The organism is Marinomonas sp. 15G6-16 (genome assembly GCF_055809555.1).
Window position 1 is genome coordinate 1496538 of record NZ_CM147916.1, and the last position, 15541, is coordinate 1512078.

Annotated in this window: 13 protein-coding genes; 2 read left to right on the forward strand and 11 right to left on the reverse strand. The window is 44.4% G+C overall.

Features of this window, described 5'->3' with window-relative positions; all coding sequences use genetic code 11:
* Positions 1–17 precede the first annotated feature (17 nt).
* A complete protein-coding gene (locus tag AC0L46_RS07310) occupies positions 18–1100 on the forward strand; it encodes a methyl-accepting chemotaxis protein (RefSeq protein WP_473506913.1) in 1083 nt (360 codons plus the stop codon).
* Between the two features lie 42 nt (positions 1101–1142).
* On the opposite strand, the gene AC0L46_RS07315 is transcribed toward AC0L46_RS07310, so the two are convergent.
* The 5 genes from AC0L46_RS07315 to AC0L46_RS07335 form a co-directional block, all read right to left on the reverse strand.
* The gene (locus tag AC0L46_RS07315) at positions 1143–2897 is read right to left on the reverse strand and encodes a SulP family inorganic anion transporter (RefSeq protein WP_473506915.1); all 1755 of its coding nucleotides are present in this window, start codon (positions 2895–2897) and stop codon (positions 1143–1145) included.
* 90 nt (positions 2898–2987) lie between these two features.
* Complete coding sequence (locus AC0L46_RS07320) at positions 2988–4556, reverse strand: sulfatase-like hydrolase/transferase (protein ID WP_473506917.1); 1569 nt, start codon at positions 4554–4556, stop codon at positions 2988–2990.
* Positions 4557–4577: 21 nt separating this feature from the next.
* Complete coding sequence (locus AC0L46_RS07325; protein ID WP_473506919.1) at positions 4578–6059, reverse strand: tripartite tricarboxylate transporter permease; 1482 nt, start codon at positions 6057–6059, stop codon at positions 4578–4580.
* A gap of 9 nt (positions 6060–6068) precedes the next feature.
* Positions 6069–6659 (reverse strand): tripartite tricarboxylate transporter TctB family protein, encoded by a 591-nt coding sequence (locus tag AC0L46_RS07330; protein WP_473506921.1) that lies wholly within the window; start codon positions 6657–6659, stop codon positions 6069–6071.
* A 55-nt stretch (positions 6660–6714) separates the two neighbouring features.
* Positions 6715–7506, reverse strand: a complete 792-nt coding sequence (locus AC0L46_RS07335) for an IclR family transcriptional regulator (protein ID WP_473506923.1) — start codon at positions 7504–7506, stop codon at positions 6715–6717.
* A gap of 331 nt (positions 7507–7837) precedes the next feature.
* Here AC0L46_RS07335 and AC0L46_RS07340 point away from each other — a divergent pair, with 331 nt between their 5' ends.
* Entirely contained in the window at positions 7838–8797 is a 960-nt protein-coding gene (locus tag AC0L46_RS07340) for a tripartite tricarboxylate transporter substrate-binding protein (protein WP_473506925.1), read from the forward strand.
* A gap of 78 nt (positions 8798–8875) precedes the next feature.
* Here AC0L46_RS07340 and AC0L46_RS07345 read toward each other — a convergent pair whose 3' ends face one another.
* The 6 genes from AC0L46_RS07345 to AC0L46_RS07370 form a co-directional block, all read right to left on the reverse strand.
* Entirely contained in the window at positions 8876–9241 is a 366-nt protein-coding gene (locus AC0L46_RS07345; protein WP_473506927.1) for an AraC family ligand binding domain-containing protein, read from the reverse strand.
* Between the two features lie 143 nt (positions 9242–9384).
* Positions 9385–10611, reverse strand: a complete 1227-nt coding sequence (locus tag AC0L46_RS07350) for an allantoate amidohydrolase (protein WP_473506929.1) — start codon at positions 10609–10611, stop codon at positions 9385–9387.
* Positions 10612–10613: 2 nt separating this feature from the next.
* Entirely contained in the window at positions 10614–11828 is a 1215-nt protein-coding gene (locus AC0L46_RS07355) for a pyridoxal-phosphate-dependent aminotransferase family protein (protein ID WP_473506931.1), read from the reverse strand.
* A gap of 24 nt (positions 11829–11852) precedes the next feature.
* Entirely contained in the window at positions 11853–12671 is an 819-nt protein-coding gene (locus tag AC0L46_RS07360; RefSeq protein ID WP_414682246.1) for a sulfite exporter TauE/SafE family protein, read from the reverse strand.
* Positions 12672–12703: 32 nt separating this feature from the next.
* Complete coding sequence (locus tag AC0L46_RS07365) at positions 12704–14296, reverse strand: gamma-glutamyltransferase family protein (protein WP_473506933.1); 1593 nt, start codon at positions 14294–14296, stop codon at positions 12704–12706.
* The gene (locus tag AC0L46_RS07370) at positions 14293–15495 is read right to left on the reverse strand and encodes an amidase (protein WP_473506935.1); all 1203 of its coding nucleotides are present in this window, start codon (positions 15493–15495) and stop codon (positions 14293–14295) included. Before AC0L46_RS07370 ends, AC0L46_RS07365 begins: the two co-directional genes overlap by 4 nt.
* Positions 15496–15541 lie beyond the last annotated feature (46 nt).

A 15541-nucleotide genomic window follows, 5' to 3' on the forward strand; every position in this document is an offset into this window, starting at 1 on the left:
AACGGAGCTTATAGAAAATGTTCGGTAAAAAGCGCATTCAAGCATTAGAAAACGAACTGGCGCTCATGAGGCAGGAAAAACAATCTGTTGAGCAAACATTGGAAACAACCCTATCCGATTTCGCCACCTTTCAAGAACAACATAATCATCAAGAACCTGCCAAGGTCATCGATGAAAGGTTTCTCGTACCACAACAAGCGATACTTGAGCACTCGCTTAATGCCGTCAATCAGATTTCTGAATTACTGTTCGACCCAATGAGTGAATCGGAAGGCAACAACGACGACATCGAACACAACCAAAAAGAGGTCACTCAGCTGTCCAGCCAGCTGCTCGCTATTTCTAACCAGACCAATTTGAGCCTAGAAGACGTGATCAGCTTGAAAACCATAGCGGGCGAAATCAAAGGTTTTACTGACATCATTCAAAGCATCTCTGAGCAAACCAATTTACTCGCACTGAATGCCGCGATTGAGGCCGCACGCGCCGGTGAACATGGTCGAGGCTTTGCGGTGGTGGCCGACGAAGTAAGAGCACTCGCTACCAAATCCAGAGACGCCAGTGAACAAATCTCCACCTTGGTGAATCGCATTGATGACAGCACAACCAAAGTCAGCGAACAGATCGAAGGCTTACACAACGCCACTCTCGACACAAGCCAAGCCTGTGAACGACTCAGCCAATCCTTTGAGAAAACCGCCACCAGCTCAGGCGAACTGGTCAAAGTGGGTTATCAATCCATGGCGTTTGCTCACTCGGCGGCTTCATTGCTGGAACTGAACCAGTGGAAATCAGGCCATTTAATCGCTGTGCTCAAAGGGCAAGAAGTACAAACCACACACATGAACATTAGAGCCACGAATTTTGGTGACTGGTATTACAACGGTACAGACAACGAATTTGATTTCAGACAGCAAACCAGCTTTATAAAAATTAGTGACGAATTAGAACAGATCGAAGCGTTAGCCAAAGAGATGATGAATTGTAACCTCGACAGCATTGAACAACTGGCTGCAACCGAAGCCAGCATGTCATCCCATATAGAAGCCATTTATAAACATTTGGACGCAGTGCAAAGCTTCTTATTCCAGAACATATAATGGCTATTTAGGGAGGCGCTCGGTCTCTATGATTTAAAGAAGCTAAAGGTTTCTATGAACAGGGAAGTTAGCACATTCATTAAAGATTCGAGCAGAACAATGACGACATTGCTCCTTATCAATTTCCATCAACATGTCAGCAATCGCTTCTTTTGAGTTATTACTAAGGTAATATTTTAGAACAGACTGAAAGGAGGTCATGGACTGAATCTCATCCAACACCGTTCCTTTTAAAGAGCAAACCCTTACCTCTCTCCCTACCTTTTTCCCGTTCAATATTTCAGCTTCCAATAAATGCACACCAGAGATGTCCATAAAATTGATGCCTTTGGCAATAATAATAAGATGTTTACAGTCCTCTTGGATCAATCTCGCCATTTCTTTTTGAACATAATCCACTGAACCAAAATATAAAGACCCATCTATCCGAATCATTTTTATTTGTGGGCATTCTTCCAGTTCATAGCGTTGTACATTTCTAATGATACGGTCTTGGTTATTTTGTATTGGCGCGACTTCAATCACCTTAGGTTGTGACGTGCGACGTAGATAGAATCCAATAGAAAAAATAATGCCGATATAAATAGCGTATTCCAGCTGAATAACGAGTGTTGATAAAAAAGTAACGATTAAAATAATCGCTTCAGCATGGTTCAGCTTAAGCGTTTCCATAATGCTTTTTTGATCAATGAGATTCCATGCAATAAGAAGGACACTACCCGCCATGGCTGGAAGAGGTAAATAAGAGGTTGCTGAAGGAACAAAGGCAATCACCAGCGCCACAATGATTGCGGCGTACACAGCCGCCAGTGGGCTAACAGCACCAGCATCATAGTTGGCCCCTGAGCGGGTAAAAGAGCCAGAACTTGGATAACAAGAAAACCAGCCACCAATGATATTAGACATACCTTGACCTATAAATTCTTGGTTGCCATCAATAATTTGCTTCGATCGTATTGAGATAGCACGAGAAATGGAGACAGCTTCAATGAGTCCAAGCAAGGCAACGGCAAACGCCCCAGAAAACAACGCTTCCATGATCGAAGGTGAAAAATCCGGTAGTGACAAAGGTGGCAAACTACCGGGCATACTTTCCACCATCACCACGCCATGTAGCTGACCGTTCAAAAGCAAACACAAGACACTGCCCACCAGCATACCGATCAATAAGTGAGGGAGTTTGCGGTTGACCTTTTTGATGATCAATGAAGTGACTAATGTGGCCGCACCAATGGATAAAGCATAATAATTCACGTCCCCCAGACTCCGAGCAAGACTTTGGATCTCTTGGAAGAAAGACAAACGTGACTCTAACTCAATGCCCAAAAAGTGCTTCACTTGGCTGGTTGCAATCAGTAATGCAGCACCCGTTGTGAAACCAATAATCACCGTATGGGAAATAAAATTAACCAGTGAGCCTAACCTTAACACCCCAAACGAAAACTGAATGATGCCCACCAAAAAGGACAGCGTTGTGACGATTAACATCTGATCAAGCACAGAGGAAGAAGACACTTGATGAACAACCGAAGCCACCACAATCGACAAGGCGGCGGTTGGACCAGAAATCATATGGAACGAGCTACCAAAAAGCGCCGCGACAGAGGCTGAAACAATCGCCGTATAAAGGCCTACTTCTGGTGGTAGGCCCGCAATATAAGCGTATGCAACCCCTTGAGGTAAAACCAATACAGCCCCTGTCACACCAGCCATAAGATCTTTTTTGACTGTGACTTGTGTCTGCCTTTGCATCCAAGTAAAAAACGGAAACAAGGTTGATATAATGGTTTGGAGCATCGTTAAACAGCCTTAAAAAATTGAACAGCCTTAATATCCGTATTACTAAAATAAGGGCTAAGTATTACAAAAGACCCAGCCCAGTAGCACTTACCAATGGCCAATCAGAATACCAAACTTTTTATCTAGCTCTGGGCTTCTTTCCTTTAATTCCTCTAAGGTCGGTTCTGTACGATGCCTTCGCTGGCGCACCCATTTAAAGAGCTGACGTTCAAAGTCTATCAATAACTCTGCGTGTTTCGGGTCTTGAGCAATGTCGTAGAACTCATTTGGGTCTTCTTGCAAGTCATAGAGTTGCGGACGCATCCCTTCCCAATAAACGTATTTCCATCTTGTGTTACGAAGCATGTAGCCACGTGCATCATAAGGGTCTTGTCCCAAAGCACCGTATCCGCCCCGATCACCATAATCTATTTCTGCAACAACCGTGTCTCGCCACTTTATGTCTTGGTCTTCTCTTAACAAAGGCCAAAGAGATAACCCTTCCATGCGGTTAGTGTGAAAAGCACCGCCCATGGCTTCAACAAACGTGGGAACCAAATCAATGGCTTCCACTAACTGTGAACTGCGCTTTCCTTTAGGCACATCAGGTCCACTGATAATCAGAGGCACCCTAATAGAAGGTTCATGGAATAAGTCTTTTTCGCCTAGCCAGTGATCTCCTAAATAATCCCCATGATCACTTGTTAAGGCAATTAACGTATTCTCCGTTAAGTTGTTCTCGTCTAGGTAAGTTAATAAGCGACCAATTTGATCATCTAACTCTTCTATCAAGCCCATGTAGGTTGGAATAATGTGCGCCCGCTTCTCATCATCGGAATAGGTTTTACTGTACTCAAAGTCGCGAAATAGCTTGTAGGCAGGATGATCATCTTGTAATTCAGATTCGTGCTTATTCGCAGGCAAAACATCATCTGCACTATAGGCGGTGTTATAAGGTGTCGGAGCAATTAAAGGCCAATGGGGTTTGAAGTAACTTAAATGTAAGCACCAAGGTTTGCTGCCATCACGGCTTTCGATGAACTGAATGGCTCTATCCGTTAAAAATACGGTTTCTGAATGCTCTGCTTTTATGTCAGAAGCTTTATCCGCATTACGCAAAAACCAACCACTGCTTTTCTTACCTGTGGCACTTGTTGATGTATTGGACACGGATTCCCAAGGGTTATGTGCCGTATAGCCTTTGTCTTTAAGGAAATCGTTATAACCTATTCCTTCTCGATACAAGGGATCAGGGTAAAGGCCGCCAAAATGCTCCCAAGGGGTAAAGCCATTGTCCTTGCGGTTTAATACGACATCCGAATCAAGCGGTATTCCCAAGCGCGTTAGAGATTCAGGGTTAATTCGCCCTTCTGATTTTCCGACGACATAGGCTTCACTGCCTAAGTCACGAATGTAGTCTCCTAATGTCATTTCATCCGGTCTTAAGGGGTCATCGTTCGCCATAACCCCATGGCTCGACATATAACGACCTGTGTAATAGCTAGCACGGCTTGGCCCACACAAAGCAGCATTACAAAATGCATTTTCAAACAACATGCCTCTAGCAGCTAAAGCATCAATATTGGGTGTGCGAATATGCGGATGTCCAGTGCAACCTAAGTAATCAAAACGCAATTGATCACACATAATAAAGAGTATGTTTTTTTCATTTAGCAATAACCTATATTCTTTGAAAGATCATTTATTGTTTTTAAACGCGTTTTTCCACAAGGAATAAACAAACATCACTAAGGAGAAAACAATAAGAGCAAACAGAACGGCGGCAACGGGCCGGTTAATAAAATCGATTAGAGAGTCAATGCGAGGTAGGCTGGTTCGTAATTTCACTTCCATGATTCCCCCAAGCACCATACCTAAAATAATTGGCACAATAGGCAAACTTAGCCTTTTCAGAATAAAACCAAATAAACCAAATACGACGGCGATCATACAGTCGGTCAAAGAGTTTCTTAGGGAATACACACCAACAAATGAGAGCAATAGAATTAACATGCCTAAGAAGCGATTCGGTATGACCACCACTTTCAGCAGCCATTTACTGGCGCCCATCAAAAACACCAAAGCCAACACATTCAAAATCAACAAACAAATGTATAGGCTCAAGACAAAATCAAATTGCTCAACAAACAGTTGCGGTCCGGGTACCACATTGTGGACATAAAATACCGTTAGCATCATCGCGGTTAAGGCTTCCCCAGGAACACCTAACGCCAACAATGGAATCAAAGCCGCACCGGGAACCGCATTATTTGACGCTTCCGATGCCACAATGCCTTCAGGTGAGCCTTTTCCGAACTCTTCAGGCTTTTTAGATATTTTTTGAGCAAGGTTATAAGAAAAGAATTGCGCTAAGAACTCGCCAACACCTGGGATGATTCCCATCACAACACCAAAGCCAGAAGCTGGAAGGAAGACCTTTGGCATTTTGAATACTTCTTTTAAAGGAGTGAACAAGCTGCCTTTAATTTCTGGCTCAGGCATATTTTCATCACCGTTCACCAACAAAATAAAAGCTTGGCTTAAGGCAAACAAACCTAACACCACCACAATTAGATTCACCCCTGACGCTAACCAAGGCTGTCCGAATGTGAAGCGTTGCGTGTACTGAATAGGTTCTAACCCGATCGTACTGAGAAAAACGCCCAGACACAGTAAAAAGCCCGCCGCTATATGCTGTCCGGTATGCGTAATAATCACTAATACCATACCTAATAAGCAAGCTAGGAATATTTCACGGGAGCCAAATAAAGGGGCGATATCGGCAAGTATTGGAGAAAAAAGAATCAGGGCAATGACCGATAATACGCCGCCTAAAAAAGACGCGCCGTAGGCCAATGCTAACGCTCTAGAGGCTTCTCCTCTTTTTGTCATTGGATAACCGTCATAGGTCGTTAATGCATTCACCGCACTACCCGGTGTATTACACAAAATAGCTGGTATCGCACCACCAAACATAGACGAACCATAGATGCCAAGTAACAAGGTGAGACCAACGATAGGCTCCATTGAGAAAGTGGCAGGCAATAAAATAGCAATCGCAATGGCTGGCCCTACACCAGGTATTGCACCAATAATCACGCCACCCAATGAGCCAATTAATAAAGCCAAAATGACATCAATATGACTGATCATTTCCAAACTAGAATAAAGCGTTTCCATGAAATACCCTTACAAATTTATGATCAAGAAATTACGTACAACACCAGGAAAATAATGGTAGATTTCCCCACCTGGAATTTTGACCTCTAAAAACGACTTGAAAATAACAACAATAGCGATGCTTGATACGACAGCGGCTAAATAGATGATTCTGCTTCTGTAACCCAACCTAAAACACATCAAGAGGGCGAAAAGGACAGATGATAGTAAATACCCAAGTTGAGTCACGGCCCAAACGTACGCTAAAAACCATAGCGGATACTCTAAAACAGACAGCCAAACCAATAGTTCAGACCTTAATAAAGAAGGGTGATATTTATCTCTATTTATCCAGCTCATCACTAAAAAGATAAAAGAACATAAACACATACCGATCAGAGACAATGCAGGCCAAAAGCCCGGCTGAGAAACAAAAGGTTTTGAGGCGGGGAATTTTGCTTGTTCAGATAGATTCGACAAAAGCCATATAGAGAAAACAAATATCATTAAAGCAAATACCCATTGTGCTGGCTTTGATGAGAAGGTCATTAAATCCGTAATGTCATTTTTTTCCGCTCTTATACCTTCTAACTCGTCGTTCCTTTCTTCATCTCTAAGCATATTATTCAGTCCCCATTTTTATAAAAAAATCAAAACGCTTGAATTTCTAAACACTCTATTTGATTCGGTTTTTATTCGCTTCTAAGAAATCGTCACTTACTTTCCCGCCCATCGCAGCCGTAATGTCTAACGCCGTATTGACCACTAAATCTGCAAACTCTTGCTCACGCTCAGGCGTCATTCGCGAGATAGGACAAGCAATGCCTACTGCACCACAAGGCTGAGAAAGAGAATCAAAAAAAGGCGCTGCTACGCCAAAAACTTCCTCTTCATATTCCTGATTAGAAGAGCTATAACCACGTTCTTTTATAGAAGCTAGCTCTTGTTCTAACGCTTCAATATTTACAATGGTGGAGGGGGTATAGACAGGTAAATCACTTGGTACATGGAGGGAAAGGCGTTCACTGGAAGAAAAGGCCAGAAAAGCCAGACCAGAGGCCGTCGCATGAATGGGTAACAATGAATTATTCTGCAAATGAACTCGTGTTGAACGAGTTGATTGTTTAACGCTAACAGCAACCAAATGAGGCTTCGTCCCTACCGATAACGAAGCGTGTACTGTTTCTTCGGTTTTATCGTTTAATGACTGTAAAAAAGGCTCTATTACCGAGGCGATTGGAAAGGTCTTTTCTCGCACTCTTGCCAAGCTCAGCACGCCAATTCCTAAACGGTACTCGCGACTAATGGCATTTTGCTCAACAAATGCATGCTTTTGTAAGGCAACTAATAAACGATGGGCGCCAGCCTTATCCATTTCTGCCATTCTCGCCATTTCCGAGAGTCCAATTTCTGGATTTTCATCACTAAATAGACTTAATAGTTTCATTGCTTTATCAATAGTTTGCATCGTTATTTCTACTCTACGAATCTGTTTTTAAAGAGAATTTTTGAGCCATTCTTTTAAGGTATAACGCCTTTTTTATACAAGGATAACTCTGTCAATTCCAAAGTTATCTCAGTAGCGAAACATTAGCTTGGCTGTCGATGCTAAAGGGTTTGTACAAACAGAAAAACCTCTGCTCAACAGCCTATGAAAATTATCTTGACAGATTAAACTAACAAGTTCAATATTTTTTAAACCGATCGGTTTATATAGTGAACCACCAAAATAATAATACCTCACTGCATGGAAGATGCACCAAACAGCATGAAGCTCCAAAAACACATAAGGAACGAACATGAACACAAAAAGAGTCTCCAAACATTTACTCACGGGACTAATAGCCGCCACATCTATTAGCCTTTTCTCTGGGTCACTGTACGCAGAATATCCAAGTGAACCCGTATCATTTGTTGTGCCATTTCCACCGGGTGATTTAGAAGACATTACGACTCGAATGATCGCCAATGATTTTCAAGAAATGTATGACACACCAGCCGCAGTGATAAACAAACCTGGCGGTGGCGGTGGTCCATTCCCTGGCGCGATCAGTGTTGCGAATGCAAAAGCAAACGGCACAACGATTGGTTCATTTCCAATGGGCATCCCTATCGTTGGGCCTCAAATTGGTATTCCAGATTTATCTCCTAATCCCTTTGAACCGATTAGCATTTACCTGACATACCCATTTGTCATTGTTTCTTCAAAAAATGCGCCTTATCAAAACCTTAAAGAAATGGCGGAATACGGGAAGAAAAACAAACTTATTCTAGGCCACTTTGGTGCCCCTTTAATTCCATCAAAGGTAACATTTGCATTAGCTAAAAAGATGGAATTTGAATGGGGATCAGAAGCCGCCTTTGATGCTCTTGACTGCAACACATTAGCTTCAGGTGATGTGGATGTGATGAATACAACCTTGCAATTAATCCTACCTTGCCTAGACAAAGTGAACGTCCTTGCCTCCGTCACAGAAGAACGTATCAACAAAATCCCTGATGTACGCACTGTAGGAGAGATTTTTCCTGAGTTGAAAATAGGTCTATGGAACGGTCTTTTTGTCCATAAAGACACACCGCAAGACATTAAAGACAAGATTGCAATGTCAGTGAAAAAGACTGTTCTAAGTGATCAAATAAAAGAGTTGTCTGAAAAAACAGGGATGCTTGCTTACTGGAAAGGAACTGAAGAATCCGAGCAGACAATCGAAGAAAACGCTCAAACTCTAATTAACATTAATAATATCATCGACAATTAAACAAAAGTTTAATTGGACAGGTTTAAGCGATAGGTGATGAAGACATCATCTATCGCTTACTTATTCATAAGCCTAGTATTACAGCACCACATCTTCTGGAATGGTGACAAAAATAGAGTGGCGAACTTCATTGAAGAGCGCTTTGCTGCAGTGGCCTTCACCTTCTGTGTCTTCAAGAAGCAGTAAGTCACCGCCACCAAATTGGCGTGTTTCGCCAGACGAGACTTTAAATTCACAACGCCCTTTGATGATGAACAACAACTGGCGTTGTGGCGCTGGGTGCCATTTGAAGTCGTAGTCGCTTGGGGTTTCACGGAAGATGATGTCGCCTGCAGGGAAACGCTCTGACAAAAAACCAATTGGCCCGCCGTCTTTTAGTTCGAGTTCCAATTCACCAAAGTGACTTTTGCCTTCTTCATCGTTGTAGATTCGTGTGAATTTCATCTCTTATTCCTTACAAAAGTACTCTGATCGAGTGATCTGAATACTGTATCAAACCTTTTCAAAACCTTATTCAGTACAACACCAGAGCGATTCTTCGAGCTTGCTCGGGGAGCTAGGTGTTTTGCTGAATAATTTAATGACACTTAACCCAAATTTTTAATGGCGTGTTCTAGCACTTCTAATGTGACCGCCACATCGCTTTCCATAATGGCTTCAGCAGGATTGTGGCTGATGCCTTTGTCACAACGCATAAACAACATGGCCACAGGGCAAATATCGGCAATCGCCATGGCGTCGTGACCAGCACCAGATGGTAATGTTCTCGCCTGATAACCCGTTTTCTCAATGGCATCGCGTAAAACACCTTGCAGGCGCTGATCACAATGTACAGCATCCGCTGCGTGGGTTTGTTTTTTGTCTAGAGTGACATTACGACGATCCGCAATAGCTTGGATCTCTTCAAAAATCTGCGCTAAACCCGCATCGCGTTTGTCATCAAATTCGCTACGGATATCCAAAGAAATCGAGGTATTACCAGAAATAACGTTCACACCATTTGGACGGTTGTTAATTTGTCCAACGGTGGCCACAATGCCGTGCTCTTGCGCGATTCGTTCAATGACTAAAATCATTTCACTTGCAGCACACAAGGTATCTTGGCGAAGGGACATAGGAACAGTGCCAGCATGACCCGCCATTCCTTTGATGTTCATTTCGAAGCGCTTCGCACCCGCAATCGCACTAACTACACCAACGGGTAAGTCTTCGTCTTCTAGCACAGGGCCTTGCTCTATGTGCAGTTCAAGATAGCCAAGCAAATCTTTGGTCGAGATCGTTGCATTAGGGATGGAGTCAAAGTCCAAACCAAAATTCGTCAAAGCCTCTCTAAGTGTAATCTCGTCTTCATCAACCAGTTCTGCCCACTCTTGTGGCCATTTACCAGTTAAGGCACGACTGCCTAATAAAGTAGAGCGAAAGCGCGTACCTTCTTCGTCTCCAAAGCCCACCAACTCAAGGTGAAATGGTAACTCGACACCTTGTTCATTAAAGTAATGAATTAAGGAGATCGGTGCCAATACACCCAACATGCCGTCATATTTCCCGCCATTTGGTACTGTATCTAAGTGGCTGCCGAGCAAGTATCGTGGTGCGTTTGGTGTGCTACTTTCCAAACGTCCCCATAAATTACCCGCTTCGTCTTGCCAGGTTTTCATACCTGCTTGCGACATCCACTCGCCCACTAATTGATTCGCCTGCTTATGCTCAGGTGTGAGGTAGCGGCGATCCAAATTTTCGTCCGATTGACTGATTTGTCCAAGTTCGTCACAGCGTGACATGACTTGTTGAGCGAGTTTGTCGAAATGGGTCATGATTAGGCTCCGTAAACCGACAAAGCGGCGTCTACTGATTCACCAGATGGCAAAGCAAAACCCGCTCGACGTAATACAGTTTCTAAAGACTGTAATGTATGTAATACCGCATCCTGACGGGCGTTATAACCCATGGTGCCGATGCGCCATACCTTGCCTTTTAATGGGCCAAAGCTGGTGCCGATTTCAATATTGAAAGTGTTGAGTAGGGTATGACGAATGGCTTCACCGTCCACATTGTCAGGGATATGAACACCAACCACATTGCTCATCTTATGCTCAAGGTTACCAAAAGGCTGTAAGCCCATGGCTTGAATACCAGACAGCATGGCGTCGCCGGCTTGCTTGTGGCGTGCAATCACTTGGTCTTGGCCTTCGCGTAACAGCTCAATCGCACATTGGCGAGAACCAAACAACATGGTCGCCGCTTCCGTATGATGGTTAAGACGCTCTTCGCCCCAGTAATCCATGATCATAGACAGATCAAAGTAGTTAGAGCGAATACGCTCGCCACCAGCATCTTCATGGTGTGCATCACGAATGCCAGCTTCCACATGGTGACGTTTGCGAACCACATCCACAAAACGGTCACTCATGGAAATAGGCGCACTGCCAGATGGGCCGCCTAAACATTTCTGCAAACCAACAGAGACAGCATCGATTTGCCAAAGGTCCGTCTCAAAAGGGTTACCGCCAATGGATGCCGTGGCATCCGTATACAACAATACATCATGGGCACGACAAATCTCACCAAGATGTTCCAATGGTTGCAGCATGGTAGTGGACGTATCGCCCTGCACAATCGCTAACAACTTTGGCTGTATTTTCTTGATGGCGTCTTCAATTTGTTGAGGATCAAACACCTCACCCCATGTAGTTTCAATGGTGTGAACTTCCGCGCCAGCACGCTCTGCGATTTCCGCCAACAAGTGGCCAAAGCGCCCAAACACAGGCACCAATACTTTATCGCCCGGTTCCAAACTCGACACCAAGGCAGCTTCAATGCCGGCACGAGAAGTGCCATCCACTAGGAAAGTTTGCTGATTTTTGGTCTTGAATACTTGGCGATATAAGGCCATCACCTCGTTCATGTAACCTGTCATGGCAGGGTCGTATTGCCCAACCAATTGTGTCGACATGGCCGTTAGCACCTGTGGATAACAGTTAATCGGCCCTGGTCCCATCAGTAATCTAGGAGGAAGAGAAAGTGGTTGCATAAATAACTCCTTAAAGATGAAAGATTAAGCCAAAACTTGGTACAACATACGCAAGCCAGTGAAGATGAGTACAACAGCAAATACCTTTTTCAGCTTGGATGCGTCGAGGCGATTCGCTAAACCTGCGCCCACTGGAGCAAACAACACGGTCAATGGCACGATAAAAGCGAAACCAATCAGGTTCACCAAGCCAACGGTTCCAAACGGTGCGTCTAATGGGCGCTCGCCCATGACCAACATAGTCACCGCACCCGGTAAAGAAATGATCAAACCAACAGCCGCAGCGGTACCTACTGCACGGTGCGCTGGGTAATTACAGAATGTCAGTGTTGGAACCGTTAAGGTACCGCCGCCAATGCCGATCATGCTGCTGAAAAAGCCGATCGCTGAAGCAATGACGCTCTGACCCGCTTTACCCGGCAACGATTTAAAGATGGCGTCTTTACGACCTAACAACATATTGATCGCCGACAATGAAGCGATGATGCCAAACATCAAGGTCAACAACTGACCTTCTACTTTGGTCACTAAAATACTGCCGACAATCACGCCTGCGAAAATGAACACGCCCCATTGTTTCAACAAGGCAAAGTCCACATTGCCTTTTGCATGATGAGAACGAATTGAGCTCACAGACGTTGGAATAATGGTCGCCAAAGAAGTGGCTGTTGCCACCAGCATGGCCGTATCTGCCGCCACACCAAGACCTTGATAAATGAAGAACAAGACGGGGACAATGACAATGCCGCCACCAACACCTAACAAACCCGCCAAAACACCAGCTACAACGCCTGTGCCCATCATGGCTAATAACATGGAATAGTTTTCCATTATAAACGACATTTCATTCTCCAGATTTAATCTATCTTTTTGTCTTAGTTAATCTTTTTTGACAGCGCTAAACCGTCACTGCGTGGGTCTGTTGCGGCCAATGTATCGCCATTTTCCAGACGAACCACCGCACCTGCGTGACCCATTAATTCATTACACGAATCTACAATGACAAGATCATGACCGCGAGCGCGCAAAGTGCCTGCGGCTTCATCAGCAAAGTCTTGCTCTATCTTCAAATTGTGGCTTTCATCACCCCATGTACGACCCAACAACCAACGACCTTCGCTGATGGCTTTGTCTAATGGAAAACCGTGGTATACATAGCGACTGAACAGCGCCGCTTGAGTTTGTGGTTGGCCTTCGCCACCCATAGTGCCGTAACTCATACGACGACCATCGTTCAACTCCGCAAAAGCTGGATTCAACGTATGGAAAGGTTTCAGGTTTGGCCCAAGCTCTTGTAGAGAACCTTTTTCTAATGAGAAAGACGATCCTCGGTTATTCCAAACAATCCCAGTCGAAGGACTAACAACACCGCTACCGAACTCCCAGAAAAGACTCTGAATGTAACTCACCATGCGACCTTCGCTATCACAAGCCCCCATCCAAATAGTGTCGCCGTGTTTCGCCACGTGGGGCCAAGCTTGTGCCTTGTCTAGGGAAATAGACTTGAGCATCTCTTCTAGTGATTCATCCGCCAACAAGGCTTCTAAGTCTGCCGTCAAACGAGATTCATCCGTTACATATTGATTGCGAGCGATGAAAGCTTGCTTGGTGGATTCGATCAATAAATGCGCCATATCGGTTGGCGTTTTGCCTTGCGTATGCAGACGATCGTACAGGGCTAAAATCAGTAAAGACGCAATGCCTTGAGTCGGTGCCGACAAGTTGTATAAAGTGCCTGCATTTGTGGTCACTTTAAGTGGTGTCACTTGTTTAGCTTGATAAGAATGGAAGTCCGCCAGACAAATAGGGGAACCTGCTGTTTCTAGGTCTTTCGCCAGTTTTTCAGCTATCTCACCATGATAAAAATCGTCTAAGCCTTTTTCAGCAAGGCGTCTTAACGTTTTCCCTAGCGCAGGAAGCGTTAAATTATCACCCTTTTCATATACGCCACCGTCTTTCAAAAAGATCGAAAAACCTTGAACGTTGACTAAATCGTCAAAAACCTTGTTACTTGCATCCACATAAGTTTGCGTCACAGCACTGCCTTGTTCGGCAAACTGAATGGCATCATTTAACAAAGCCGACAAAGGCAAGTTAGCTTGCCAGCTTTCACTGATCGACAAGGCTTCTTTCCAACCCGCCACAGCACCGGCCATGGTTAACGCGGCTTTTCCGCCACGAGCAGGAATGCTGTCGTACTCTTTGTAAGCGTCCAACGTCGCGTTTTGTGCGGCTTTGCCTGATGCATCAATACCAATAGGTGCTTTACCTGGTTCGCTGATCAACCAGAAACCATCACCACCTAATCCATTCATATGCGGATACACAACAGCAATTGCCGCCGCTGCAGCCACCATAGCTTCAATGGCCGTACCGCCTTGCTCTAATACTTTTTGACCCGCTTCGGTTGCTTTAAAATGTGGCGCAGTAAAACCAATACCACCTTTTTTAATACTATTTTCACTCACAAACGTTGCTCCAATAATGTTTTTGCCAACTCGATCAATGCAAGATCACTGCCTTTCGGGCCCACTAAAGACAAACCACAGGGCGCACCCTCTAATTCACAGACAGGCAAATGCAACTGAGGTAATCCAGCCAAGCCTGCAACAGCAGTTATATCCATTAATTGGTTGCGATATTCGGCTAATTCGTCGACATCTATCTCGAAAAGCGGAGATAACCCCGGTGTCGTCGGCATAATAAGAACAGAGTCTTTCAACTCACTTTGAATCCAATCAGTAAATTCTTTACGTTGTTGCTTCGCGATCGCCACATCATCTGCAGAAATGGTTGCACACCATTCAAGTCGTATTTGAATATCTGGAGCAAATACCGGCTTTTCTGATTCAATCCATTCGCCATGCTCGCACCAGATTTCAGCACCTTGGAGGGTTCTAAAAGTTTCACTGGTTTTCCAAGCTTTAGTATCAATCTGAAAAGGCGTTTCATTCGTCAAAAAGCCTTTCTGACGCCACACATCCAGTTGTTTTTTCAATTCACTTGAATGGGCAACTTGATCAATGAGGCTGTCGCAAATAAGCACCTTATTAAAAGAGGTTTCAGTGCTTTCTGGCAGTAAGACCTTAGCGACACTTGCTAAGGTTTTTAAATCTTTCGTCATCCAGCCAACCGTATCAAAAGACGGCGCTAATCCCACCATATTGTCCATACTGATCGCGCCGTGAGTTGGGCGTAAACCGAATAAACCGTTGTAGCTGGAAGGCACACGAATCGAGCCGCCGGTGTCGGTTCCTAGACCAATATCTGCAAAGCCAGCCGATACAGCGACTGCCGAACCTGACGATGAACCGCCTGGCAAACGGTTTGGAGTGATTGGATTTTCAGGCGTACCATAATGAATATTCTGACCGTTTAAGCTATAAGCCAATTCGTCAGTGATGGTTTTGCCACAAAATTCAGCGCCCGAATCGAGCAAAGCAATGACGCTGGATGAGGTTTGGGTTGGAATGCTGTGAGTTGCTAGCCAAGTCGGATTGCCTGCTGACGTTGGCAAACCCGCCATATGAAACAAATCTTTCACGGCAAGACGCAGGCCTTTCAAAGGCTGATCGACAGTACTCTCTCTTTTACTGGAGAAATCGGCACAGTTCGCGTCTTGATCACTTAATGTAAGAAATGGATTTTGCACAATAGAATGTTTCATATGTCCCCCTTGATTACATATATGAAACAATCGTTCCAAGAGGAAG